Source organism: Enterobacter sp. 22499, assembly GCF_052044815.1.
Lineage (GTDB): Bacteria > Pseudomonadota > Gammaproteobacteria > Enterobacterales > Enterobacteriaceae > Enterobacter > Enterobacter bugandensis.
The window spans coordinates 45,997-70,000 of sequence record NZ_JBQENR010000007.1 but is presented as its reverse complement, the minus strand read 5'-3'; the positions used below and the strand labels follow the sequence as shown (position 1 = coordinate 70,000).

Below are 24,004 nucleotides of genomic sequence, written 5' to 3'. Positions count from 1 at the left end.
GCCTGAGGTGAGCATAAGAACTTACTGATGCGCGAACATGGCGTGCCGCTGCGATTCGTGATCGCATTCATGGTTTTATTTTGACCAGTCAGGTCTACTTTTTGAGTTAAATATGGACATGTCAGGACGCATTCCACGCCCTGATAAGGGCAGAGAGGTCTACTGGTGATCTACAAATCAATTGCTGACAGGTTGCGGCTGCGGCTGAATTCATCGGACTACAACATCGGCAGCCCGCTGCCTGGTGAAAAAGCGCTGGCGCAGGAGTTTGGCGTGGCGCGCATGACCATCCGCAAGGCGCTGGATCTGCTGGTGAGCTGGGGGCTGGTTGAGCGCCGGCACGGCAGCGGAACGTTTGTCTCGCGCAAAGACGTTCACCACGAAACCACTAACCTGACCGGGCTGGTGGAGGTACTGCGTCAGCAGGGAAAAGAGGTGCAGAGCAAGGTGCTGCAGTTCGAAGTGATGCCCGCCCCGCCTGCCATCGCCAGCCAGCTGCGGATCCAGGTGGATGAGCGGATCTACTTTTCACGGCGGGTGCGCTACGTGGACGGAAAGCCGCTGATGCTGGAGGACAGCTTTATGCCGGTGAAGCTGTTCCGCAACCTGTCACTGGCGCATCTTGAGGGGTCTAAGTTTGATTACATTGAGAAGGAGTGCGGGATCACCATCAGCGGCAACTACGAGAGCCTGACGCCGGTGCTGGCAGATAAACAGCTGGCCGGTTATATGAATCTGCCGGAACAGACGCCGCTGCTGCGAATTACCTCTCTCTCCTACAGCGACAGCGGCGAGTTCCTCAATTATTCCGTGATGTTCCGAAATACCAGCGATTACCAGGTGGACTACCATCTGCGGCGCATCCACCCGGAAGAGCTGTTAGCCCATCCCCCAGAACAGCACCGCCAGTAGCTGCGGGGTGATGATGCGCAGGAACATCACCAGCGGGTAGACGGTGGCATAGGAGAGCGCGGCCGCGCCGCTGGTGGCGTGCAGGTTGTTGGCAAAAGCGAGCGCTGGCGGGTCGGTCATGGAGCCCGCCAGCATGCCGCACAGCGTCAGGTAGTTCATTTTGGCGAACATCCGCGCCAGGATTGCCACCGTCAGCAGCGGGATCGCCGTGATAAAGATGCCGTAGCCGACCCAGCTCATCCCTTCGCCCTTGACCAGGGTATCGACAAAATCCCCGCCGGACTTCAGCCCGACAACCGCCAGGAATAGCACGATGCCCAGCTCGCGCAGCGCCAGGTTAGCGCTCGGCGGCATAAACCAGTAGAGCTTCCCGATACAGCCGATACGCCCGAGGATCAGCGCCATAATCAGCGGCCCGCCCGCCAGGCCGAGCTTGAGCGCCACCGGGAAGCCCGGCACGTACAGCGGAATAGAGCCGAGCAGCACGCCAAGCCCGATGCCGATAAACACCGGCAGCATCTGCACCTGCTGCAGTTTTTGCTGGGCGTTGCCTACCATATCCGCCACGGCGTCGATGGACGACGGGCGTCCGACCAGGTTGAGGATATCCCCGAACTGCAGGCTGGCCTCCGGGCTGGCAACCAGTTCAACGCCCGCACGGTTGAGGCGGGAGATGACCACGTCGTAGCGCTCTTTTACCTGCAGATCGCGTATTTTCTTGCCCAGAACGTGCTCGTTAGTCACTACAACACGCTCCACGCGCATATCGGTGCCGCGCGTTGAAAGCGAGGTATCCACTTCCTGACCAATCACCAGCCGCGCATTGTTCAAATCCCCCGGCTGGCCGACCAGGTGCAGCAGGTCGCCCTGCTGGATCATCGTGCCGGGCGCAGGCACCATCAGCACGTCGTCGCGCTTAAGGCGGGAGCAGATAATATTGGCGCTGTTCAGGATCGGTACGTCCTGAATCGCCATATTGTTCAGGTTGGGGTTATCGACGCGAATGTTGATGGTTTTGATCGGCATATGGCCATTGGTGAGCGTGGTTTCGTGATCTTTCGCCTCTTTGTCGACATTAACGCGAAACAGGACGCGGACCAGCCACATGGAGAGCAGAATGCCGCAAATCCCAAACGGATAGGCCATGGCGTAGCTCATCCCCATCTGGTCAACAATGCCGGGTTCAATGCCCAAATCGCGCAGGATTTGCTGCCCGGCACCGAGCGCCGGCGTGTTGGTGACCGCCCCGGAGAAAATGCCCAGCACCACGGGCAGCGGGATAGCAAAGATTTTGTGCAGGATCGCGGTGACCAGCCCGCCCATCACCACAATGCCGAGGGCAAACAGATTGAGCCGTAGCCCGGAGACGCGCAGGGAAGCGAAAAAGCCCGGCCCTACCTGAATCCCGATGGTGTAGACGAAGAGGATCAGGCCGAACTCCTGAATAAAGTGGAGCATATCGGCGCTGAGAACCAGCCCGAGCTTGTCAGCAAAATGCCCGACAAAAATGCCGCCAAACAGCACCCCGCCAATCCCAAACCCGACGCCACGGATTTTGATATTGCCAATCCATAGCCCTACAACCGCGGCCAGGGCCAACACGCTGACGGTTAACGCGATATCACTCATGATCCACATCCTGTGTATAACCTTAGTTATGCTATGGATTCTCTCAGAGCCGGATGCGATTGTATGGGCGATGGCGCACAAAAAAGCCCTGCCGGAGCAGGGCTTTGTGCAGTCTGTGAGTAAAGCGGATTAGCTGTTCAACGCCGGCCGCTCGCTAATGGCGATACGCTGCGGCGCGATGGCTTCCGGCACGTTACGGATAAGGTCGATATGCAGCAGCCCGTTGGTAAACGTCGCACCGGACACTTCCATATGGTCTGCCAGGGTAAAGCTCAGGCTAAACGGCTGATTAACCAGACCCTGATGCAGCCACCGGGTTTCGGTCTCTTGTTTTTCCGGCGTACCCTTCACGGTCAGGCGCGCGCCTTCAAGCTGGATATCCAGATCTTCCTGGCGGAACCCGGCCAGCGCAAGGGTGATGCGATAGTGGTTATCGTCGCTTTTTTCAATGTTGTACGGCGGAAATGTCTGTTGCTCGGTGGTGCTTTGCAGGGCATTAGCCAGTTTGTCAAAACCAATCCACTGACGCATCAGGGGGGAAAAATCGTAGTTACGCATACTAAATCTCCTTCTGAGAAGCGAGTTCGGCACAGTTTAATTTTGTGCACAGTTGTTCCTGCAAATCCTGATGGATTCGCATATGCTCCCGTTACGGCAAGCAAGTCCGGGTGGGCCGCTCGCGCGACCCGCGTAATTAGTTAATTTCGATACGGCGCGGTTTTTTCTCTTCCGGAATCACGCGTTCCAGTTCGATAAACAGCAGGCCGTTAACCAGGTTCGCGCCTTTAACGTGAATGTTCTCGGCTAACTGGAACTTGCGTTCAAAGTTGCGCTCGGCGATGCCCTGGTAAAGGTAGGTACGTTCTTTCTGCTCGGCCGTATGGGAACCTTTCACCACCAGCAGGTTGTCCTGCGCGGTGATTTCCAGCTCGTTTTCTGCAAAACCGGCGACGGCAATGGCGATGCGGTAGTGGTTTTCGTCAACCAGCTCAACATTGTATGGAGGGTAGCCGTTGCTCTGGCTTTGGTTATTTTCTAAATGGTTAAACAGGCGGTCAAAACCAATTGCAGAACGGTATAGCGGAGAAAGATCGAAGTTACGCATAGATAATACTCCTGAAATCAGCGAGAAATTGTAGCCTTCCACCATGGACAGGCCTTTGCGCCCCCGAGCACCCATCAGGCGTGTTCGTTATCGGGTCACATTCTTAAAATGGGTCTGGAACCGGGCTTTTCAAGACTATTTAGGCGAGATTTTTTTGCACTTTGCTGGTTGTCGCATAGACTCTGGGACAACAGCACAAAGGGTTAAATTGCGATGGCTGCCACAGTGCGGGGTTATCGGGCTATTCATTTCGGATAAGGCTCGCTATAACCCTGAGTTGCAGGTCTATGCAGTGCCATTAACGATGACTGAGTGATGATGAAAAATGTTCTGATAAAGCTGACGACGTTCAGCGGGGTGGTTTTACTTTGCGGGTGTTCGAGCGTGATGTCTCACACCGGCGGTAAAGAAGGAACATATCCGGGGACGCGCGCCAGCGCGGCGATGATCTCCGATGACGATACGAACTGGGGCACCAAATCCCTGGTTATCCTGGATATGCCCTTTACAGCAGTGGCGGATACGCTTTTGCTGCCGTGGGATGTATTCCGTAAGGACGATTCCGTGCGCTCACGGGTAGAGAAAAGCGAGCAGGAAAATCTGGCGACAAACGCCGTTATCCCGCCCGCCGAGATGCCGCCGCGCTAGTCCTTCGCGGTTTCCGTTACCCAAAGCTGACGGAAACCGCCCGTCTCTTGCATCCACGCAATAAAGCGCCCGTCCGGGGAAAACACGACCGCATCAGCAGACGGCGGATTGCCGTGATCGGACGTCAAAAACGTCACTTCTCCAGTCTTCGCGTCACAGCAGGCGATTCGGTTTTCAAGCACAAATCCCAGCATGTTCCCGGAAGGGTGCCAGTTAAACGCAGACTGAATACCGCTCCCGGTGCGCGTCAACTGGCGCGGCTCGCCGCCCTCAGGAGAGATCAGCCACAGCTGCACAATGCCGTTATCATCCCGCATCAGAAACGCGATTTGCGTCCCCTGGGGGTTACTGCGCACCCAGTGACGCGGCACGTTCACCAGACCCGGGTAGGCCCTCTGGTGGGTAAAGGTCAGACGACGCTGCTTTACCCCGGCAGGCGGCGCTGGCAGGGTGTCTGGGGTGCCCTGCAGCGGCGCATCGCCCGCTCGTTTCCAGCCCTGCTCGTCTTCTGGCAGGTTAACAATAAACAGTTCAGGCACTTTTTCGCCCTGCGCGGAGAGGGTATCGCCGATAAACGCCAGCCTGTTGTTGCCCACCCAGCCCTCTTCGTAGGCGCGGTTGATTTCATCGCTGCCCGGCTGCGGGTTGGGTGTTGTGCGGCTGACCAGCACGCTCCAGAACGTGCCTGAATATTCACGTGGATGATTCCCCTGCGGGTTCACCGGGCCAAACGGTGCCGCCACGCCGACGTTGCGTAAATCGAGCTTCGGATCGCGCTCATGTAAAACATGGTCGTTATAGGTAAAGCTGACGAACTGCCCGTTCGGGCTAAAGACGTGCACGTGGCTGCCGCCGCGCAGCGCGCCTGCGGTATAAGGCGCGGTGATATCCATCGCGTCCAGGTTGCTCACCTGACCGTGATGCACAATCACACCCTGACGATGATGAAAATCGTAGTGCCAGTCAGCATCCGGGTTTTTCGGACCGTGGATAAAGACGTATTTGTCCTGTGCCGGATGAACGGTCACCACGCCAACATGCGCGCCGTCAGTAGCGCGATAAACCACCTCCACCTCACCCGTAACGACGTTGACCTGCTCAATGGTTTCGCCGGTAAATGACGCGCCTGACGGGCGCACGTCGTAGACCAGCCACTGGCTGTCCGGCGTCCAGGTATTGATGTTGGTCAGCTGGTGGTTGCGGGAGGCGAAGGTAATTTGTTTCATGAGGATACCCTGATGCACGGTGAATGCATCAGGGTAAAACATCCGCAGGGATTAGCCTACTCGTTTCACATCGCCCACCAGCAGGATGTAGGAGAGTGCCCCGATCAGCGCCACGGCAGAGATGTAGACCAGCGCCGGGCCGAAGCCGTAGTCCTGCGCCAGGTAACCGATGACCAGCGGTACGGTGATCCCGCCCAGTCCGCCGACAAAGTTGAACACACCGCCGGTCAGGCCAATCAGCCGCATCGGCGCGAGGGACGACACCAGCGACCAGGTGATAGAGGCGAAACCGTTACCAAAGAACGCCACCGCCATCAGGGCCATAATCCACACCGGATCGTTGGTGTAGTTCGCCCCCATGATGCAGGTAGAGATCAGCAGCCCGCAGATAATCGGTGTTTTACGCGCCACGCCCAGCGAGAAGCCTTTTTTCACCAGCTTATCGGCCAGCCAGCCGGAGAGCAGCACGCCGAAAAATGCGGCGAGGAACGGCACGGTGGTCATAAAGCCCGCCTTTAGCGCCGCGATCCCCTTTTCCTGGGTCAGGTAGTTCGGGAACCAGGTGAGGAAGAACCACAGCGTAGAAGTAACCGCGAACTGACCCAGATAAACGCCCACCAGCTTACGGTGGAAGACCAGCTTCCAGTCCGCTTTGGTCAGCGGCTGGCGCACCTCTTTTTTCACCGGCGCATCACCATCCACCAGACCGCCACCGTCGCGGATGTAGTCCAGCTCGGCCCTGGTGATACTTTTGGTCAGACGCGGCGGCTGGTAGACCTTGAACCAGATTAGCGACCAGATAATGCCAATCCCGCCGGTGACGATGAACACCCAGTGCCAGCTCAGCAGCTCCTGGATCCAGATCAGCAGCGGCGTCAGGAACGCCAGGCCGACAAACTGGCCAGAGGTGTAAAAACCAACGGCGGACGCGCGCTCATGTTCCGGGAACCAGCTGGTCACCATACGGTTGTTGGTCGGAAACGCGGGCGCTTCGAAAACCCCGGTGATGGCACGCAGGCCAATCAGCGATATCAGCCCGGTGGCGAAGCCCTGGAATAGGGTCGCCACGGACCAGCCTAATATGGCGATAAAGTAGGTCAGACGTGAACCCACGCGGTCAAGAAACCAGCCGCCGGGGATCTGGCATAAGGTATACAACCAGGCAAACGCCGAGAAGACGTAGCCCATTTCCGCTTTGGTGATGCCAAACTCTTCCTGAATATGGGCCGATGCCACGGCAAGGTTGGCGCGGTCGACATAGCAAATGACCACGGTAATAAAGATCATCATCAGCGTCAGGTAGCGGCGACGCCCGATTTTTGTAGCGGTAACTGGAATATCCATCGCAATCTGTCTCCAGATTTTGGGCATAGCGAAGCCGCTCACCATGCCCTGTAATTTACAGAGGGTTATATTTTTGTATGTATGATTTTTGCCCGGAGGCTTACCGGGTCTACAGGATGGCGATTACCATTCCGCTACGCTGCCGTCCTCATGACGCCACAGCGGGTTTCGCCAGTCCGGCGCATTCTTACTCAGCTCAATGACTTTAGCTTCGTCAATTTCCACGCCAAGGCCCGGCTTCGTAAGCGGTTTAAAGAAACCGCCTTCCATGCAGAAGTCTTCTTTATTTTTCACAAAATCGAGCAGTTCCGCGCCCTTGTTATAGTGAATCCCCATGCTCTGTTCCTGGAACACCGCATTGCGGGAGACGAAGTCAACGTGCAGGCAGGCCGCCAGCGCGATTGGGCCGAGCGGGCAGTGCGGCGCCAGCGCCACATCGTAAGCTTCTGCCATCCCGGCAATTTTGTAGCATTCGGTGATGCCGCCCGCATGAGAAAGGTCCGGCTGTAGGATCGCTATGCCGCCCGCTTCAAGTACGCGTTTAAACTCGAAGCGCGAGAACATACGTTCACCCGCCGCGATAGGAATGTGGGTCTGTTCAGCCAGCTTCGGATAGTACTCCGCCTGCTCGGCCAGCACCGGCTCTTCGATAAACAGCGGGCGATACGGCTCCAGCTCTTTAATCAGCACTTTGGCCATCGGCGCGCTGACGCGGCCGTGGAAATCCAGGCCAAACTCAATCTCGTTGCCGAAGGCTTCACGAATTTGCGCCACGGTATTGACCGCCCGGTCTACCGCACGCGAATTGTCGATAACGCCCATCTCTTCGCAGCCGTTGAGCTTGAAGGTGTCAAAGCCGATATTGCGCAACTGCGTGATACCGTCGATCACTTCCGCAGGACGGTCGCCGCCTACCCAGCTGTAGGCTTTGATTTTGTCGCGCACCAGGCCGCCCATAAGCTGCCATACCGGCGCGTTAAGCACTTTACCTTTGATATCCCACAGCGCCTGGTCTATACCGGCGATGGCGCTCATCAGGATCGGACCACCTCGGTAGAAGCCCGCGCGGTACATCACCTGCCACAGGTCGTTAATGCGCGCCGGATCCTGACCAATCAGGTATTCGCCCAGCTCGTGTACTGCCGCTTCAACGGTGCGCGCGCGCCCTTCAATCACCGGTTCGCCCCAGCCTACAACCCCTTCATCGGTTTCGATTTTCAGGAACATCCAGCGCGGGGGTAAACGGTACGTGGTGAGTTTGGTTATTTTCATTTCACTGCCTCTCGATACGCTTTCACAAATGCTGCCGCCTGCTGTGCGGTACGTTCCACGGACTGTCCGGCACGATAAAGATCGCTACCCAACCCTGCGCCCACACAGCCAGCGCTCATCCACTGGCCCAGGTTTTCTGGCGTTACGCCGCCCACGGCAAAGACCGGTACGCTGGCGGGCAATACCGCTTTCAACGCCTTGATGTAGTCCGGTCCAAAAGCCGATGACGGGAAAATTTTGAGCGACTGCGCGCCCGCATCAAGGGCAGTAAAGGCTTCCGTGGCGGTGGCGCAGCCCGGGCAGACTGTCATGCCGTAACCCACCGCGCGGCGGATCACCTCAGGCTGAATATTGGGCGTGACGATAAGCCTGCAGCCCATCTTTGCCAGCCGATCGACCTGCTCAGGCTGTAACACGGTGCCTGCGCCAATCAGCGCCTTATCGCCGAAAACCTCCACCACGGCCGGAATGCTTTTTTCCCAGTCGGGCGAGTTGAGCGGGATTTCTACCGCGTCGAATCCGGCGTCGATAACCGCGCCGACGTGGTCTAACGCCTCATCGGGCGTGATGCCGCGCAAAATCGCGATAAGGGGAAGATCAGTTTGCCACTGCATGAGCGATGCTCCTTATTCCTGCCTGAAATGCCGTGTCGCCGGATACCGTCGAAACATCACGCCCAACGGCGCGAAATGCCTGTTCGTAGCGCGACGTTAGCGATGCGCCTGCGACAATCGTAATGGCCTGCTCGTGCGCGATGAACTCACGCATGCTGGCGACCTCTGCGCCAATCAGCAGGCCGGAGAGAAACTCGCTGACCTGCTCGCGCGGGAGAAGTCCCAGCACGTGCGAGGCGCGAACCTCAAAAAGCTGCGGCAAAACATCAGGGGAGGCGATCCCACGTTCAAGCCCGGCGGCAAACGCCTCTGACGAGGATTCCTGCTCAGGTAAACCGGCCCCGACCAGCGAATGGTTGAGCAGCAAATGGTGCAGCTCGCCGGTCATTACAGTGCGAAAATCGTGGATTTGCTCAGCGTCAGCCTGGACCCACTTACAGTGCGTGCCGGGCATGACGTAGACAGAAGAAGGAGAGAGAGCGCGCGCGCCAAGCAGCTGCGTCTCTTCGCCGCGCATCACGTTGTGGTTATCGTCGCGAGAGACGCTCAAACCGGGAATAATCCAGATATTGTCGCCAACGGACGTTAACTGCTCGCCAATAGCGGAGAAATGGGCGGGAACCGGCAGGTAAGGTGCAATTTTCCAGCCTACGTTACTGCCCACCATTCCCGCCATTACCACCGGCGTGGCGCTGTCGCGCCAGTTTTGTGTGACCTCTGCTAACACCGCCTCGGGAGATTTACCGTTCAGGCGCGTCACGCCTGCTTCTGATTGCCTGCTCTCCAGGCACTGCTCGCCCTGATAAAGCCAGGCGCGCAGATTGGTCGATCCCCAGTCAATTGCGATGTAGCGAGATGTCATGTGATTTCCTTCAGCCTTCGTGTCGAGCTGGCAATCATGGTAAGCGCCGCCTGCTCTGCCGCATCGCCGTCCTGATGCCGTATCGCATCGAACAGCGCTTTATGTTCCTGGAGCGTTTTTGGCATATTGGCCTCATCACCCATCCAGGTACGTTCAAATACCGCTCGCTGTAGCGAGCTGATCGCCACGCTAAGCTGCTGTAATACCGGGTTATGCACCGACTGCAGCACCGCTTCGTGGTAGCGAATGTCCGCCTCGTTGAACGCCTCCCGGTTCTGGTTATTGGCGATCATGTCGTTTAAAGCCGATTCAATCTGGGCCAAATCACCGGAGGTCGCGCGTTCCGCCGCCCAGCGCGCAATTGCCGGCTCCACCAGGTTTCGAACTTCACTCATCGCGCCGATAAGCCGCGGGTCGTAGTCGTTTTCCAGCACCCACTGCAGCACGTCGGTATCGAGGTAGTTCCACTGGTTGCGCGGAGCAACAAACGCGCCGCGATAGCGCTTCATTTCAATCAGCCGCTTCGCCATCAGCGAGCGGAACACTTCCCGGATGATGTTGCGCGAGGTTTCAAACTCCTCGCACAGTTCAGCCTCTGCGGGGAGCGGCGAACCGGGAACGTATTTACCGCCCACAATCTGGGTGCCCAGCGTAATAACGATGCGATCGGTTTTATTGAGAGTCATGGAGAGTCCTTGTGCTCTGTATGTCCATCACTACTTTACCGCGACCGCTGAATTTCGCCTCACTTTTGCAGTACAAACGTGAGGCCATTCGTCTTTTCCGTGGTGACAATGTAGTACAATCAGTTTATGTTGTACTACAATCAAGATCACAAAAAGAACAATTCGATAAATACAGGGCAAAAAAAAGCCCCGGTTAATAACCGGGGCTGATGATTGAAAATAAGCGTTACTGCAGCACAAACTTCTCGATCGCGTAGGCAACGCCGTCTTCGAGGTTAGATTTTGTGACGAAATCAGCCACCTCTTTCACCGACGGAATGGCGTTATCCATTGCCACGCCAACGCCCGCGAATTCAATCATCGCGATGTCGTTCTCCTGGTCGCCGAGCGCCATGATTTCTTCCTGCTTAATCCCTAACGCATCAGCAAGTGATTTCACGCCGGTGCCCTTATTGACGCGTTTATCGAGGATTTCGAGGAAGTACGGCGCACTTTTCAGCACGGTGTACTTCTCTTTTACCTCCGCCGGAATGCGCGCGATGGCTTTATCCAGGATCTCCGGCTCGTCGATCATCATCACCTTCAGGAACTGCGTCGCCGGGTCCATTTTCTCGGCTTCACAGAACACCAGCGGAATGGTCGCAACGTAGGATTCATGCACCGTGTAGTAGCTGATATCGCGGTTGGCGGTGTAGAGCGTATTGCGATCGAGCGCGTGGAAGTGGGAGCCCACTTCACGGGACAGTTTTTCGAGGAACAGGTAGTCATCATAGCTCAGCGCAGTTTGCGCAACCGTGCTGCCGTCTGCGGCTTTCTGCACCAGCGCGCCGTTATAGGTGATGCAGTAATCGCCCGGCTGATTCATGTGCAGCTCTTTCAGGTAGCTGTGTACGCCCGCATACGGACGCCCCGTGGTCAGAACCACATTCACGCCCTTCGCACGTGCGGCGGCGATCGCGTTTTTAACGGCAGGAGAGATAGTGTGGTCTGGCAGCAGCAGCGTGCCGTCCATATCGATTGCAATGAGTTTGATAGCCATGAGTTCCCCGGGATAAATGAGTGCTACCTCATGCTAACGCGATTAAGCACACAAAAATAGAGCTACATTGCGCAACAGAAACACCCCTTTTACGCTTACCCGAGGAACGACGACTTACTCGCGGGTGAGAACGATTTTACCGAATGCGCCGCGATCCAGATGTTCAAGGGCCTGTTCAAGCTCGTTAAAACGGTAGCGATGCTCAATCACCGGCTTCAGTCCCGTGACGTCAACAGCGCGGACCAAATCCTCCAGCGCCCGGCGGTGCCCCACGCCAATCCCCTGGATGACGGGGGATTTCAGCAGCAGCTCGCCAGCAGGCAGCGAAATGTCAGTCCCGGCCAGCACGCCAATGACGGAGATACGCCCGTGAACGGCAACGGCATGCAGGGAATGCTTCAGGTTTTCCCCTCCTACGGTTTCGATAATATGGTCGATGCCGCGATCCTGAGTCAGCGCCAATGCTTCTTCAGCCCAGTCACTTTTCAGGCGGTTAACGCCCTGGCTGGCACCCAGTTTTTTGGCGAGCGCCAGCTTTTCATCGCTCCCGGACGTGACAATAACCTCTGCGCCGTGCGATTTTGCAATTTGCAGGGCGAAAATCGCCACGCCGCCCGTCCCCTGTACCAGCACCGATTGCCCGGCGCGGAGCTGACCCCGCTCCACCAGCGCGAACCAGGCGGTAAGCCCTGCGCAGGGTAACGTGCTGGCCTCTGCGTCATTCAGAGTTTCCGGAGAGGCTACCAGCGCGTTTTCATTTACAACCACATATTCGGCCAGCATTCCCTGGAAATAGCCGCCGGACGTTTTGTAGGGCAAATCACGCGCGTCTGCCTGCGGCTTGCCGTCGATCCACTCCGGGAAGAAGGTTGAAATGACGCGAGCGCCGGGTTTGAAACGCGTGACACCTTCACCTACGCTGTCCACCACGCCCGCCATGTCAGACGCCGGGGTGAACGGGAAGGAAAGCGGAATCGGCATCGTGCCTTCGATGACCATTTTATCGCGATAGTTGAGCGCAACGGCATTTACCCGTACGCGAACCTCACCGGGGCCTGGCTGTGGAACCGATTCATGAATGAGTTTGAGATTCTCGCGCCCGAGGGCGTTCATTGACCAGCGCTGCATTGTCTCTGTCATTTTTTCCTCCTGCCATCAGATAAGCTTCAGTAATGACAGTCTACCGTTGACTCCTCGTCACCAGTGGCGATAAGTTTTCTCTTCATTGATGCCTGAATGGATACAAACCGTGACCGATACGCTGAAAGATATTCCTGTTTTTGTCGCTGCCGTGGAGGCAGGAAGCTTTGCGCAGGCCGCAGTTCGCCTGCACCTGTCGCGCTCTGCGGTGGGTAAAAGCATTGCTCGACTTGAGGAACGTCTGGGAGTGCGGCTGTTTCAGCGCACCACCCGCAGCCAGCGGCTCACCGATAACGGTGCTCTGTTCTACGAGCGCTGCCTGCGCGCGCTGGAGGAGATCAGGAGCGCGGAATCCCTGCTGGAAACGGGGAAACATCAGATCAACGGTCGGCTTCGTGTTGCCATGCCGGTGCTGTTTGGACGCCAGTGCGTCGCGCCGCTGCTGATTGAACTGGCGCAGGAACACCCTGGGCTTGAGCTTGAAATGTCGTTCAGCGACCGCGTGGTGGATCTGGTCGAGGAAGGCTTCGATATGGCGGTACGTAACGGCACGCTGCAGGACAGCAGCGTGCTGGTGGCCAGAAAGCTGGGAGAACACCGCATGGTCCTGTGCGCCTCGCCCGACTATCTGCAAAAAAGAGGTCATCCAGACGCTGTGGATGATTTATCCCTGCACGCGGCCATTAACTATCTGCGCGCAGGCCGCGTGCTATCCTGGCAGCTTATGGACAGCGACGGAACGCCGCGCACGTTTATGCCGCGGTCATCACTCAATATGGATGATTTGCAGGCCATCTGCGACGCGGCGGTGACCGGGCACGGCATTGCCTGGCTCCCCTGCTGGATGGCCATCAAAGAAATTCATCAGGGAAAGCTTGTCCCGCTCTTTAAGCAGGCGCCGGATGTCCATTTTGACGTCCACGCCGTCTGGCAACAGACGCCGTACCTGCCCCTGAGGGTAAGAATGGCCATAGATGCGCTGGCGAGCCGTTTACCGGCGGCGATGTCGCTGGACATTCCTGCGCCCATAAAAAAGCCGCGCTAAAAGCGCGGCCAGTTTTCATGCGGGATAGCGACTGTTAAATATCGATATTCGCCGCTTTCAGTGCGTTCTCTTCAATGAACGCACGACGTGGTTCTACCGCATCGCCCATCAGGGTGGTGAACAGCTGATCCGCTGCAATCGCGTCTTTAACGGTGACGCGCAGCATGCGGCGGCTTTCCGGATCCATGGTGGTCTCCCACAGCTGATCCGGGTTCATTTCGCCCAGACCTTTATAACGCTGGATAGACAGACCGCGACGGGATTCTTTCACCAGCCAGTCCAGCGCCTGCTCGAAGCTTGCTACCGGCTGACGACGCTCGCCACGTTCGATGAAGGCATCGTCTTCGATCAGGCCGCGCAGCTTCTCGCCGAGGGTGCAGATGCGGCGGTATTCCGGGCCGGTCACGAATTCGTGCTCCAGCGGGTAGTCGGTGTCGACGCCGTGAGTACGCACGCGAACAATCGGCTCAAACTGCTGTGCCGCATTCTGCTGAACGTCGAACTTCCACTGGCTGCCGTGCTGCTCTTTCTCGTTCAGCTCGCTCACCAGGGTATTCACCCAGCGGGTCACGGCCTGCTCGTTGCTCAGATCGGCTTCGGTCAGGGTTGGCTGATAGACCAGCTCCTTCAGCAGCGCTTTTGGATAGCGGCGTTCCATACGGCCAATCATTTTCTGCGTGGCGTTGAACTCGGAGACCAGACGCTCCAGCGGCTCGCCTGCCAGTGCCGGCGCGCTGGAGTTCGCGTGCAGGGTCGCGCCATCAAGGGCGATCGCGATTTGGTATTGATCCATCGCGTCGTCATCTTTGATGTACTGTTCCTGCTTGCCTTTCTTCACCTTGTACAGCGGCGGCTGGGCAATGTAGACGTGGCCGCGCTCAACGATTTCAGGCATCTGACGATAGAAGAAGGTCAACAGCAGCGTACGGATGTGCGAGCCGTCGACGTCCGCATCGGTCATGATGATGATGCTGTGATAGCGCAGCTTGTCCGGGTTGTACTCGTCGCGGCCAATGCCGCAGCCGAGCGCGGTGATGAGCGTCGCCACTTCCTGAGAAGAGAGCATCTTGTCGAAGCGCGCTTTCTCAACGTTGAGGATTTTACCCTTCAGCGGCAGGATCGCCTGGTTCTTACGGTTACGGCCCTGCTTCGCAGAACCGCCCGCGGAGTCCCCTTCCACGAGGTACAGTTCGGACAGCGCCGGGTCACGTTCCTGACAGTCAGCCAGCTTGCCCGGCAGGCCTGCCAGGTCCAGCGCGCCTTTACGACGGGTCATTTCACGAGCTTTACGCGCCGCTTCACGGGCACGTGCCGCATCGATAATTTTGCCCACCACGATTTTCGCATCGTTCGGGTTTTCCAGCAGGTATTCGCTCAGCAGTTCGTTCATCTGCTGCTCAACCGCAGATTTCACCTCAGAAGAAACCAGCTTGTCTTTGGTCTGTGAGGAGAACTTCGGATCCGGCACCTTCACGGAAACCACGGCAATCAGGCCTTCACGGGCATCGTCACCGGTGGCGCTGACTTTCGCTTTTTTGCTGTAGCCTTCTTTGTCCATGTAGGCGTTCAGGGTACGGGTCATCGCCGCGCGGAAGCCCGCAAGGTGAGTACCGCCGTCGCGCTGTGGAATGTTGTTGGTGAAGCAGTAGATGTTTTCCTGGAAACCGTCGTTCCACTGCAGCGCCACTTCCACGCCAATACCGTCTTTTTCGGTGGAGAAATAGAAGATATTTGGGTGAATTGGCGTTTTGTTCTTGTTCAGATACTCAACAAACGCCTTGATACCGCCTTCGTAGTGGAAGTGGTCTTCTTTATTGTCGCGTTTGTCGCGCAGGCGAATAGAGACGCCGGAGTTCAGGAACGACAGTTCACGCAGGCGCTTCGCCAGGATGTCGTACTCGAATTCAGTGACGTTGGTGAAGGTTTCAAGGCTCGGCCAGAAACGCACCATGGTACCGGTTTTATCGGTATCACCGGTAACGGCCAGCGGGGCTTCAGGCACGCCGTGCTGATAGATCTGACGGTGAATTTTGCCTTCGCGCTGAATAACCAGCTCCAGCTTTTGCGACAGGGCGTTTACTACGGAAACGCCTACGCCGTGCAGGCCGCCGGAAACCTTATAGGAGTTATCGTCGAACTTACCGCCTGCGTGCAGTACGGTCATGATCACTTCCGCAGCAGAGACGCCCTCTTCCGGGTGAATACCGGTTGGGATGCCACGACCGTCATCGGTAACGGAGACGGAGTTGTCCGCATGGATGGTGACCACGATGTCTTTACAGTGACCCGCGAGCGCTTCGTCGATAGCGTTATCTACCACCTCGAATACCATGTGGTGCAGACCGGTGCCGTCATCCGTGTCGCCGATATACATACCCGGGCGCTTACGCACCGCATCCAGCCCTTTCAGGACTTTGATACTGGAGGAGTCATAAGAATTCGACATCAACGTTTCTCGCTCATTTCAACTTGGGTTAATCCGTTATTTTACCCTTTTCCACGGTAAACATCTTCGAATTTTCGTCCGACATGTCCATAACGTGTTCAGCGCTAATGGCGCTGACGAAAACCTGTGACTGCGTGGCTTTTAAGCGGCTGGCAAGCAGCCCGCGCCGCGCGTCGTCAAGTTCCGAGGCAAAATCATCTATCAGGTACAGGCAGCGTCGTCCGCTCTCGCGGGTGAGGAACTCCCCCTGCGCCAGGCGTAGCGCGCACATCAGGAGCTTGAGCTGCCCGCGCGACAGCGTGTCTTCCACCGGCGCACCGTCGGCACGAATACGGAAATCCGCCTTGTGCGGGCCGTGCGCGGTGTAGGTCAACATCCGGTCGCGCTCGAAGCTTCTCTCTAACACCTCGGCATAATCCGTCTCTTTCTCCCAGCCACGCTGGAAGGAGAAGGTGAGAGAGAACTCGGGTAAAAACTGTTTGCAGGTGTCGGCCATATCTTCGGCGATACCCGCGCTGTATTCGGCACGCCAGCGGCTGATCTGTTCCGCAAGAGGGATGAGTTCCATGTCCCACGGACGCAGCTGGGCGTAGCGCGTGACCTGGCGCAACGCGGCGTTACGCTGTTTAAGCAAACGCTTCAGGTTGCTCCAGGCGTTAAAGAAACCGGCTTCATTGTGAAAGCATCCCCAGTCGAGGAACGCTCTTCTGTATTTGGGGCCGCCGTTGAGTAAAGTAAACCCCTCGGGCGTAATCAGCTGCATTGGCATCAGCAGCGCCAGCTCCGCCACCTTGTGGCCATCGGTGCCGTCGATGCGCACCTTGCTGTCGCCCAGCTTGTCTTTGGTCAGGCCGATGGCGGTTTCCCGCTCTGCGCCCTGCAAACGCCCGTGCAGAACAAAGGATTCTTGCTCGTGGCGAATGACGCGACCAATCTGCAAACTGCGAAACGCCCGGCCATGGCCGAGCGTATAGATGGCTTCCAGCACGCTGGTTTTGCCGCTGCCGTTCGCGCCAACCAGGAAGTTAAAGCCGGGGGATAAAGCGAGATCCGCGCTTTCGATATTGCGAAAGTCGCGGATCAACAGACGGGTGAGCGACATTACAGTCTCATTGGCATGACAACATAAGCCGCGCTTTGGCTGGCCGCATCTTCAATCTGTACGCTCGAAACGGAGTCGGTCAGCAGAATGCGCACATTCTCGCATTTCAGTGCATTGAGCACATCTAGCACGTAGCTGACGTTGAAGCCGATTTCCATCTCAGCCCCGGCGTAGGTGACGTCCAGAATCTCTTCTGCCTCTTCCTGCTCCGGGTTGTTGGCGGTGATTTTGATCTGGTTTTCACTCACGTACAGGCGCACGCCGCGGAATTTCTCGTTCGAGAGAATGGCCGCGCGGGCAAACGCCTGCTTGAGGCTATCGCAGCCCGCTTCCAGCGTTTTGTCCGGGTTCTTCGGCAATACGCGGCGATAATCCGGGAAACGGCCATCAACCAGCTTCGAAGTGAAGACAAAATCGCCCACGTGGGCACGGATGTTATTGCTGCCAATCTGCACCCGCAGCGGCGTGTCACCGCCGTCGAGCATACGCATCAGTTCAATCACGCCTTTACGCGGCACGATCACCGAATGGTTCGGCAGCGAGTCGCCAATCGGCATGGAACAGACCGCCAGACGGTGGCCGTCTGTGGCGACGGTACGCAACTCTTCACCTTCGGTTTCGAACAGCATGCCGTTTAAGTAGTAACGAACGTCCTGATGCGCCATGGAGAACTGCGTGGCTTCAATCAGACGCTTCATCGTCGCCTGCGGAAGAGTGAATTCAACTTCACTCTGCCAGTCGTCCAGGTTCGGGAAGTCCGCAGCGGGCAACGTGGAGAGCGAGAAACGGCTGCGGCCAGAGCGCACCAGCATGCGGTCGCCCTCCAGCTGCACGGCGATTTCAGCGCCTTCCGGCAACCCGCGGCAGATATCAAAGAATTTACGTGCCGGAACCGTGGTCGCGCCCGCGTCGTGCGGCTGCGTCAACGTAACGCGCGCGATCATTTCCATTTCCAGATCTGTACCGGTCAGCGACAGCGTACCGTCCGCGACCTGAAGCAGCAGGTTTCCGAGAATAGGCAGCGTTGGGCGGCCGCCTAATGGGCCACTCACCTGTTGCAGCGGTTTTAATAAATGTTCACGTTCAACGGTAAATTTCATAGCGTCACGATGATAATGTTCTGATTAGATTGGAAAAATCTTCTTTTATGTCGTGGCTTTCTTCGCGTAACTGCTCAATCTTGCGACACGCGTGCAGCACGGTCGTATGGTCACGGCCACCAAACGCATCGCCGATTTCCGGCAGACTGTGGTTGGTTAACTCCTTTGCCAGCGCCATCGCCATCTGACGCGGACGCGCCACCGAGCGGGAACGACGTTTAGACAGTAAATCTGCCACTTTGATCTTGTAGTACTCAGCCACCGTCTTTTGAATATTGTCGATGGTGACCAGTTTTTCCTGCAATGCCAACAAATCGCGCAGTGCTTCACGCACAAAATCGATGGTGATCGCACGACCGGTGAAGTTGGCATTGGCGATAACGCGGTTCAGCGCCCCTTCCAGCTCACGCACGTTGGAGCGCAGGCGCTTGGCGATGAAGAACGCCACTTCACCCGGCAGGCGGATGTCGTTCTCATCGGCTTTCTTCATCAGGATCGCGACGCGGGTTTCCAGCTCCGGTGGCTCGATCGCCACGGTGAGGCCCCAGCCGAAGCGGGATTTCAGACGATCTTCAACGCCGTTGATCTCTTTAGGATAACGATCCGAGGTCAAAATGATCTGCTGATTACCTTCCAGCAGGGCGTTGAAGGTGTGGAAAAATTCTTCCTGCGATCGTTCTTTATTGGCAAAGAACTGGATGTCATCGATCAGCAGCGCGTCAACGGAACGGTAGTAGCGTTTAAACTCTTCGATCGCATTGTTTTGCAGGGCTTTTACCATGTCCTGAACGAAGCGCTCGGAGTGCATATACACCACTTTCGCGTTGGGCTTGCGCGCCATAATGCCGTTACCTACCGCATGCAGCAGGTGGGTTTTACCGAGACCCGTGCCGCCATACAGGAACAGCGGGTTGTAAGCACCGCCGGGGTTATCGGCAACCTGACGGGCTGCCGCGCGCGCCAGCTGGTTGGACTTACCTTCAACGAAGTTATCGAACGTGTGTTTCACGTTAACGTTAGAGCGGTAGGTTGGCTCTGCGGGGGCAGGGACGTTATCCCAGCCCTGACGAGCAGGTGCAACGCGAGGCGCCGGAGCCGGAACAGCCTGAGCGGGCGCAGCCACATTCACGGTTTCACGTACGGTTTGGGTGACCGGCTTTGTGCCCACTTCAAAACGCAGCTGTGGGACATCTGACCCGCAAAAATCGTTCAGCAGGCCATTGATGTTATTAAGGTACTTGTCTCTTACCCAATCGAGCACAAAACGGTTTGGCGCATACAAAGCCAGCGTGTTATCGCTCAGCTCCGCCTGCAACGGGCGGATCCACATACTGAATTCTGTGGCTGGTAACTCATCCTGCAATCGGGCAAGACACTGCTGCCAAAGCGAAAGTGACACGGCGGACTCCACTCGAACAATAAAAGAAAACTATTGAATATTCATGATTGTTGGCGCACATCGACATGACCCTGCGTAAAGGGGGACGTGCGAATTGCTATCTGCAATTTATCCTGACCAGGATCCTAGGATCCCGATCGGGACCGCGGATCATAGCGTAAACTGAGCCAGAGATCTTCTGTTTCTCACAGATTCTTCCCGATTTATCCACAGGAAGATCCGAAACCGGGTAAGTGTAAACGATCCTGGCGCGAGTGCCCCGCGATTTAGCCCGCATATTGGAAAATTTAATGAGCAGCGACAATTTATTGCTTAAATGATCTAACGAAGATCCGGGACGATCCTTGCGCTTTGTTGGCGAGGCCGTATAATCCTCGACCCGGCGCGTGATGCTCATCTTCCTGCGTCGTCCGTTGCTCATTTTCCACGCGAAATCGTGCGGAAATACGCGGGAAATAAGGAAAGAGAATTGACTCCGGAGTGTACAATTATTACAATCCGGCCTCTTTAATCACCCACGGCTTCGGCGTCCGTCATTCGAAACTCGGTCGGGCATCCGCAAAAGTCATGAATTTTTTCAAGTTTAGGTAGAAATCGCCATGAAACGCACTTTTCAACCGTCTGTACTGAAGCGCAACCGTTCTCACGGCTTCCGTGCTCGTATGGCTACTAAAAATGGTCGTCAGGTTCTGGCACGTCGTCGTGCTAAAGGCCGCGCTCGTCTGACCGTTTCCAAGTAATAAAGCTAACCCCTGAGTGGTTAAGCTAGCATTTCCCAGGGAGTTACGTTTGTTAACTCCCACTCATTTCACTTTCGTCTTCCAGCAGCCACAACGGGCTGGCACGCCGCAAATCACCATCCTCGGCCGCCAAAATTCGCTGGGGCATCCCCGCATCGGTCTCACAGTCGCTAAGAAAAACGTTAAGCGTGCGCATGAACGCAACCGGATTAAACGTCTGACGCGTGAAAGCTTCCGTTTACGTCAGCACGAACTGCCTTCTATGGATTTCGTGGTGGTGGCTAAAAAGGGGGTTGCCGACCTCGATAACCGTGCTCTCTCGGAAGCGTTGGAAAAATTATGGCGCCGCCACTGTCGCCTGGCTCACGGGTCCTGATAGCCCTCATTCGGGTCTATCAACGCCTGATTAGTCCGCTACTCGGGCCGCACTGCCGTTTCACACCAACATGCTCAAGCTACGGAATTGAGGCATTGCGCAGGTTTGGAGTGATAAAAGGCAGTTGGTTGACGGTGAAACGCGTATTAAAATGCCACCCTTTACACCCCGGTGGAGACGACCCCGTCCCCCCAGGACCTTTTGATACCAGAGAACACTAACGATGGATTCGCAACGCAATCTTCTTATCATCGCTTTGTTGTTCGTGTCTTTCATGATCTGGCAGGCATGGGAGCAGGATAAAAATCCTCAACCCCAGCAGCAGACCACGCAGACCACGACCACCGCAGCGGGTAGCGCCGCCGACCAGGGCGTACCGGCCAGTGGCCAGGGGAAACAGATTACGGTTAAGACCGATGTGCTTGAGCTGACTATCAACACCCGTGGTGGTGATGTTGAGCAGGCGCTGCTGTTGACCTACCCGAAAGAGCTGAAGTCTAACGAACCGTTCCAGTTACTGGAAACCACACCGGAGTTTCTGTATCAGGCGCAGAGCGGCCTGACCGGTCGTGATGGCCCGGACAATCCGGCTAACGGTGCGCGTCCACTGTATAACGTCGAGAACGACACCTTTGTACTGGCCGATGGCCAGAACGAACTCGTTATCCCGATGACCTACACCGACGCGGCAGGCAACACCTTCACCAAAACCTTCACCCTGAAACGCGGTGAGTATGCGGTGAACGTGGGCTACAGCGTACAGAACGCCGGTGCGAAACCGCTGGAACTGTCTACCTTCGGTCAGCTGAAGCAGTCCATCAATCTGCCGTCACACCGTGACACCGGAAGCAGCAACTTTGCGCTGCATACCTTCCGTGGCGCGGCGTACTCCACGCCTGATGCGAAGTACGAGAAATACAAATTCGACACCATTGCCGATAACGAAAACCTGAACGTCAGCTCCAAAGGCGGTTGGGTCGCAATGCTGCAGCAGTATTTCGCGACCGCGTGGATCCCGAATAACGACGGTACGAATAACTTCTACACCGCGAACCTGGGCAACGGTATTGCAGCCATCGGCTACAAATCACAGCCTGTTCTGGTTCAGCCGGGTCAAACCGGTAAGCTGGCAAGCACCCTGTGGGTCGGCCCGGAAATTCAGGACAAAATGGCTGCCGTCGCGCCGCACCTGGATCTGACCGTGGATTACGGCTGGTTGTGGTTCATCTCTCAGCCGCTGTTTAAGCTGCTGAAGTTCATCCACAGCTTCCTGGGTAACTGGGGCTTCTCCATCATCGTTATCACCTTCATCGTGCGTGGCATCATGTACCCGCTGACCAAAGCGCAGTACACCTCCATGGCGAAGATGCGCATGCTGCAGCCGAAGATTCAGGCGATGCGTGAGCGTCTGGGCGATGATAAACAGCGTCAGAGCCAGGAAATGATGGCCCTGTATAAGGCAGAGAAAGTGAACCCACTGGGTGGTTGCTTCCCGCTGCTGATTCAGATGCCAATCTTCCTTGCGCTGTACTACATGCTGATGGGTTCCGTTGAGCTGCGCCACGCGCCGTTCGCCCTGTGGATCCATGACCTGTCCGCACAGGACCCGTACTACATCCTGCCGATCCTGATGGGCGTGACGATGTTCTTCATCCAGAAGATGTCGCCAACCACCGTGACCGACCCGATGCAGCAGAAGATCATGACCTTTATGCCGGTTATCTTCACCGTGTTCTTCCTGTGGTTCCCGTCAGGTCTGGTGCTGTACTATATCGTCAGCAACCTGGTGACCATCATCCAGCAGCAGCTGATTTACCGTGGTCTGGAAAAACGTGGCCTGCATAGCCGCGAAAAGAAAAAGTCCTGATTCGGTAAGATAACGCTAAAATAAGGGCGGTCGATTGACCGCCTTTTTTATTTGTATTGAACGAGAGCAACCATGAGCCATAACGACACTATCGTCGCCCAGGCAACCCCACCGGGACGCGGTGGTGTAGGCATTCTGCGCATCTCCGGCCTGAAGGCGCGCGAGGTGGCTGAAGCGGTGCTGGGTAAATTGCCAAAGCCGCGCTACGCTGATTACCTGCCGTTTAAAGATGCCGACGGCACGCCGCTGGACCAGGGCATTGCGCTGTGGTTCCCCGGCCCGAACTCCTTTACCGGCGAAGACGTGCTGGAACTTCAGGGCCACGGCGGCCCGGTTATCCTCGACCTGCTGTTAAAACGTATCCTGACCCTGCCGGGCCTGCGCATTGCGAAGCCGGGCGAATTCTCCGAGCGTGCCTTCCTGAACGACAAGCTCGACCTGGCGCAGGCCGAGGCGATTGCAGACCTGATCGACGCCAGCTCTGAACAGGCGGCCCGCTCCGCCCTGAACTCGCTGCAGGGCGCGTTTTCCGCACGTGTGAATCACCTTGTGGAAGCACTTACTCACCTGCGAATCTATGTCGAAGCGGCTATCGACTTCCCGGACGAGGAAATCGACTTCCTCTCTGACGGCAAAATCGAAGCCCAGCTGAACCAGGTGATGAGCGATCTGGATGCCGTCCGCGCCGAAGCGCGTCAGGGCAGCCTGCTGCGTGAAGGGATGAAGGTCGTCATTGCTGGTCGCCCTAACGCCGGGAAATCGAGCCTGCTGAACGCCCTGGCGGGCCGTGAAGCGGCGATCGTCACCGACATAGCCGGGACCACCCGCGACGTGCTGCGCGAGCACATCCATATCGACGGGATGCCGCTGCACATTATCGACACCGCGGGCCTGCGCGATGCGAGCGATGAAGTCGAGCGTATCGGTATCGAGCGCGCCTGGCAGGAGATTGAGCAGGCCGACCGCGTGCTGTTTATGGTGGACGGCACAACGACCGACGCCGTTGACCCGGCGGAGATCTGGCCGGACTTTATCGCCCGTCTGCCGGCCAAACTGCCGATCACCGTAGTGCGCAACAAGGCGGACGTGACCGGCGAAACGCTGGGCATCAGCGATGTGAATGGTCACTCACTTATTCGCCTTTCGGCACGTACAGGGGAAGGCGTGGAAGCCCTGCGTAACCATCTCAAGCAGAGCATGGGCTTTGATACCAGCATGGAAGGCGGCTTCCTGGCGCGTCGCCGTCACCTGCAGGCGCTGGAAGAGGCGGCACGCCATCTTGACCAGGGCAAAGCGCAGCTGATTGGTGCGTGGGCGGGTGAACTGCTGGCGGAAGAGTTGCGTCTGGCGCAGCAGAATCTGAGCGAGATCACCGGGGAGTTTACGTCGGACGATCTGTTGGGCAGGATTTTCTCGAGCTTCTGTATTGGTAAATAGTTTCCGCTAATTGAT

General features: G+C 56.9%; 23 protein-coding genes and 1 other annotated feature. Of the genes, 8 read left to right on the top strand and 15 right to left on the bottom strand.

From position 1 onward, the window contains the following. Positions 1-165 precede the first annotated feature (165 nt). On the top strand, positions 166-912 hold the full coding sequence (locus tag ACTJI7_RS18295) for a GntR family transcriptional regulator (RefSeq protein ID WP_028014945.1): 747 nt from the start codon (positions 166-168) through the stop codon (positions 910-912). Here ACTJI7_RS18295 and ACTJI7_RS18290 read toward each other — a convergent pair. The 3 genes from ACTJI7_RS18290 to ibpA form a co-directional block, all read right to left on the bottom strand. Next, on the bottom strand, positions 880-2,541 hold the full coding sequence (locus ACTJI7_RS18290) for a putative transporter (RefSeq protein WP_028014944.1): 1,662 nt from the start codon (positions 2,539-2,541) through the stop codon (positions 880-882). The genes ACTJI7_RS18295 and ACTJI7_RS18290 overlap by 33 nt on opposite strands. Before the next feature lie 129 nt (positions 2,542-2,670). After that, positions 2,671-3,099, bottom strand: coding sequence for a small heat shock chaperone IbpB (ibpB, locus tag ACTJI7_RS18285; RefSeq protein WP_063155239.1), 429 nt, complete (start codon positions 3,097-3,099; stop codon positions 2,671-2,673). A 136-nt stretch (positions 3,100-3,235) separates the two neighbouring features. Beyond that, positions 3,236-3,646 (bottom strand): small heat shock chaperone IbpA, encoded by a 411-nt coding sequence (gene ibpA, locus ACTJI7_RS18280; protein WP_008500162.1) that lies wholly within the window; start codon positions 3,644-3,646, stop codon positions 3,236-3,238. Beyond that, positions 3,640-3,711, bottom strand: a sequence feature (ROSE (Repression Of Heat Shock gene Expression) occurs in the 5'-region of heat shock genes and acts as an RNA thermometer to modulate expression.). Its footprint overlaps the gene before it by 7 nt. A 250-nt stretch (positions 3,712-3,961) precedes the next feature. Between ibpA and ACTJI7_RS18275 the strand changes: the two genes are divergently transcribed. Next, a complete protein-coding gene (locus ACTJI7_RS18275) occupies positions 3,962-4,294 on the top strand; it encodes a YceK/YidQ family lipoprotein (protein ID WP_014881914.1) in 333 nt (110 codons plus the stop codon). On the opposite strand, the gene ACTJI7_RS18270 is transcribed toward ACTJI7_RS18275, so the two are convergent. The 8 genes from ACTJI7_RS18270 to ACTJI7_RS18235 all read right to left on the bottom strand — a co-directional run bounded on the left by ACTJI7_RS18270 (position 4,291) and on the right by ACTJI7_RS18235 (position 12,477). Then, positions 4,291-5,520 carry a DUF3748 domain-containing protein gene (locus ACTJI7_RS18270; RefSeq protein WP_302233198.1) on the bottom strand — a complete coding sequence of 410 codons (1,230 nt, stop codon included), beginning with the start codon at positions 5,518-5,520 and terminating at the stop codon, positions 4,291-4,293. The genes ACTJI7_RS18275 and ACTJI7_RS18270 overlap by 4 nt on opposite strands. Positions 5,521-5,571: 51 nt before the next feature. After that, positions 5,572-6,909 carry an MFS transporter gene (locus tag ACTJI7_RS18265; RefSeq protein WP_440670528.1) on the bottom strand — a complete coding sequence of 446 codons (1,338 nt, stop codon included), beginning with the start codon at positions 6,907-6,909 and terminating at the stop codon, positions 5,572-5,574. A 78-nt stretch (positions 6,910-6,987) separates the two neighbouring features. Next, positions 6,988-8,136, bottom strand: coding sequence for a galactonate dehydratase (gene dgoD / locus ACTJI7_RS18260; RefSeq protein WP_028014940.1), 1,149 nt, complete (start codon positions 8,134-8,136; stop codon positions 6,988-6,990). After that, positions 8,133-8,750, bottom strand: a complete 618-nt coding sequence (locus tag ACTJI7_RS18255) for a 2-dehydro-3-deoxy-6-phosphogalactonate aldolase (protein ID WP_041911729.1) — start codon at positions 8,748-8,750, stop codon at positions 8,133-8,135. The genes dgoD and ACTJI7_RS18255 overlap by 4 nt, the downstream gene beginning before the upstream one ends. After that, positions 8,734-9,612, bottom strand: a complete 879-nt coding sequence (locus ACTJI7_RS18250; protein WP_047366731.1) for a 2-dehydro-3-deoxygalactonokinase — start codon at positions 9,610-9,612, stop codon at positions 8,734-8,736. Before ACTJI7_RS18250 ends, ACTJI7_RS18255 begins: the two co-directional genes overlap by 17 nt. Then, positions 9,609-10,298, bottom strand: coding sequence for a D-galactonate utilization transcriptional regulator DgoR (gene dgoR / locus ACTJI7_RS18245; protein ID WP_003861109.1), 690 nt, complete (start codon positions 10,296-10,298; stop codon positions 9,609-9,611). The genes ACTJI7_RS18250 and dgoR overlap by 4 nt, the downstream gene beginning before the upstream one ends. A gap of 226 nt (positions 10,299-10,524) precedes the next feature. Next, positions 10,525-11,337 (bottom strand): sugar-phosphatase, encoded by an 813-nt coding sequence (yidA, locus tag ACTJI7_RS18240; protein WP_047363227.1) that lies wholly within the window; start codon positions 11,335-11,337, stop codon positions 10,525-10,527. 114 nt (positions 11,338-11,451) lie between these two features. Further along, entirely contained in the window at positions 11,452-12,477 is a 1,026-nt protein-coding gene (locus ACTJI7_RS18235; protein WP_192978546.1) for a zinc-dependent alcohol dehydrogenase family protein, read from the bottom strand. Between the two features lie 109 nt (positions 12,478-12,586). Here ACTJI7_RS18235 and ACTJI7_RS18230 point away from each other — a divergent pair, with 109 nt between their 5' ends. Further along, entirely contained in the window at positions 12,587-13,522 is a 936-nt protein-coding gene (locus ACTJI7_RS18230; RefSeq protein WP_192978548.1) for a LysR family transcriptional regulator, read from the top strand. A gap of 34 nt (positions 13,523-13,556) precedes the next feature. On the opposite strand, the gene gyrB is transcribed toward ACTJI7_RS18230, so the two are convergent. Genes gyrB through dnaA form a run of 4 tightly spaced genes read right to left on the bottom strand, consistent with a single transcriptional unit; the run spans position 13,557 to position 19,569 of the window. Beyond that, the gene (gene gyrB / locus ACTJI7_RS18225) at positions 13,557-15,968 is read right to left on the bottom strand and encodes a DNA topoisomerase (ATP-hydrolyzing) subunit B (RefSeq protein ID WP_028014934.1); all 2,412 of its coding nucleotides are present in this window, start codon (positions 15,966-15,968) and stop codon (positions 13,557-13,559) included. Between the two features lie 28 nt (positions 15,969-15,996). Further along, entirely contained in the window at positions 15,997-17,070 is a 1,074-nt protein-coding gene (recF, locus tag ACTJI7_RS18220) for a DNA replication/repair protein RecF (protein ID WP_041911734.1), read from the bottom strand. Further along, the gene (gene dnaN, locus ACTJI7_RS18215) at positions 17,070-18,170 is read right to left on the bottom strand and encodes a DNA polymerase III subunit beta (protein ID WP_008500170.1); all 1,101 of its coding nucleotides are present in this window, start codon (positions 18,168-18,170) and stop codon (positions 17,070-17,072) included. The genes recF and dnaN overlap by 1 nt, the downstream gene beginning before the upstream one ends. Positions 18,171-18,174: 4 nt before the next feature. Further along, positions 18,175-19,569: a chromosomal replication initiator protein DnaA gene (gene dnaA, locus ACTJI7_RS18210; RefSeq protein ID WP_032644944.1), complete on the bottom strand. Its 1,395-nt coding sequence runs from the start codon at positions 19,567-19,569 to the stop codon at positions 18,175-18,177. Between the two features lie 599 nt (positions 19,570-20,168). On the opposite strand from dnaA, the gene rpmH reads away from it, so the two are divergent. The 5 genes from rpmH to mnmE all read left to right on the top strand — a co-directional run bounded on the left by rpmH (position 20,169) and on the right by mnmE (position 23,989). Next, on the top strand, positions 20,169-20,309 hold the full coding sequence (rpmH, locus tag ACTJI7_RS18205; RefSeq protein WP_000831330.1) for a 50S ribosomal protein L34: 141 nt from the start codon (positions 20,169-20,171) through the stop codon (positions 20,307-20,309). Positions 20,310-20,325: 16 nt separating this feature from the next. Next, positions 20,326-20,685: a ribonuclease P protein component gene (rnpA, locus tag ACTJI7_RS18200; RefSeq protein WP_014072458.1), complete on the top strand. Its 360-nt coding sequence runs from the start codon at positions 20,326-20,328 to the stop codon at positions 20,683-20,685. Beyond that, positions 20,649-20,906 carry a membrane protein insertion efficiency factor YidD gene (gene yidD / locus ACTJI7_RS18195; RefSeq protein ID WP_001307474.1) on the top strand — a complete coding sequence of 86 codons (258 nt, stop codon included), beginning with the start codon at positions 20,649-20,651 and terminating at the stop codon, positions 20,904-20,906. The genes rnpA and yidD overlap by 37 nt, the downstream gene beginning before the upstream one ends. Before the next feature lie 2 nt (positions 20,907-20,908). Then, positions 20,909-22,552 carry a membrane protein insertase YidC gene (gene yidC / locus ACTJI7_RS18190; protein ID WP_028014931.1) on the top strand — a complete coding sequence of 548 codons (1,644 nt, stop codon included), beginning with the start codon at positions 20,909-20,911 and terminating at the stop codon, positions 22,550-22,552. Between the two features lie 72 nt (positions 22,553-22,624). Beyond that, positions 22,625-23,989 carry a tRNA uridine-5-carboxymethylaminomethyl(34) synthesis GTPase MnmE gene (mnmE, locus tag ACTJI7_RS18185; protein ID WP_028014930.1) on the top strand — a complete coding sequence of 455 codons (1,365 nt, stop codon included), beginning with the start codon at positions 22,625-22,627 and terminating at the stop codon, positions 23,987-23,989. The last annotated feature ends 15 nt before the right edge of the window (positions 23,990-24,004 follow it).

What these genes read in the sequence shown, in the direction of transcription:
- ibpA (WP_008500162.1), bottom strand. Translation starts at nt 3,646, where the DNA reads ATGCGTAACTTCGATCTTTCTCCGCTATACCGTTCTGCAATTGGTTTT.
- dnaN (WP_008500170.1), bottom strand. Translation starts at nt 18,170, where the DNA reads ATGAAATTTACCGTTGAACGTGAACATTTATTAAAACCGCTGCAACAG.
- mnmE (WP_028014930.1), top strand. Translation starts at nt 22,625, where the DNA reads ATGAGCCATAACGACACTATCGTCGCCCAGGCAACCCCACCGGGACGC.
- ACTJI7_RS18250 (WP_047366731.1), bottom strand. Translation starts at nt 9,612, where the DNA reads ATGACATCTCGCTACATCGCAATTGACTGGGGATCGACCAATCTGCGC.
- ACTJI7_RS18235 (WP_192978546.1), bottom strand. Translation starts at nt 12,477, where the DNA reads ATGACAGAGACAATGCAGCGCTGGTCAATGAACGCCCTCGGGCGCGAG.
- ibpB (WP_063155239.1), bottom strand. Translation starts at nt 3,099, where the DNA reads ATGCGTAACTACGATTTTTCCCCCCTGATGCGTCAGTGGATTGGTTTT.
- ACTJI7_RS18265 (WP_440670528.1), bottom strand. Translation starts at nt 6,909, where the DNA reads ATGGTGAGCGGCTTCGCTATGCCCAAAATCTGGAGACAGATTGCGATG.
- ACTJI7_RS18255 (WP_041911729.1), bottom strand. Translation starts at nt 8,750, where the DNA reads ATGCAGTGGCAAACTGATCTTCCCCTTATCGCGATTTTGCGCGGCATC.
- dgoR (WP_003861109.1), bottom strand. Translation starts at nt 10,298, where the DNA reads ATGACTCTCAATAAAACCGATCGCATCGTTATTACGCTGGGCACCCAG.
- dgoD (WP_028014940.1), bottom strand. Translation starts at nt 8,136, where the DNA reads ATGAAAATAACCAAACTCACCACGTACCGTTTACCCCCGCGCTGGATG.
- rpmH (WP_000831330.1), top strand. Translation starts at nt 20,169, where the DNA reads ATGAAACGCACTTTTCAACCGTCTGTACTGAAGCGCAACCGTTCTCAC.
- yidD (WP_001307474.1), top strand. Translation starts at nt 20,649, where the DNA reads ATGGCGCCGCCACTGTCGCCTGGCTCACGGGTCCTGATAGCCCTCATT.
- ACTJI7_RS18270 (WP_302233198.1), bottom strand. Translation starts at nt 5,520, where the DNA reads ATGAAACAAATTACCTTCGCCTCCCGCAACCACCAGCTGACCAACATC.
- ACTJI7_RS18290 (WP_028014944.1), bottom strand. Translation starts at nt 2,541, where the DNA reads ATGAGTGATATCGCGTTAACCGTCAGCGTGTTGGCCCTGGCCGCGGTT.
- yidC (WP_028014931.1), top strand. Translation starts at nt 20,909, where the DNA reads ATGGATTCGCAACGCAATCTTCTTATCATCGCTTTGTTGTTCGTGTCT.
- yidA (WP_047363227.1), bottom strand. Translation starts at nt 11,337, where the DNA reads ATGGCTATCAAACTCATTGCAATCGATATGGACGGCACGCTGCTGCTG.
- ACTJI7_RS18275 (WP_014881914.1), top strand. Translation starts at nt 3,962, where the DNA reads ATGATGAAAAATGTTCTGATAAAGCTGACGACGTTCAGCGGGGTGGTT.
- gyrB (WP_028014934.1), bottom strand. Translation starts at nt 15,968, where the DNA reads ATGTCGAATTCTTATGACTCCTCCAGTATCAAAGTCCTGAAAGGGCTG.
- recF (WP_041911734.1), bottom strand. Translation starts at nt 17,070, where the DNA reads ATGTCGCTCACCCGTCTGTTGATCCGCGACTTTCGCAATATCGAAAGC.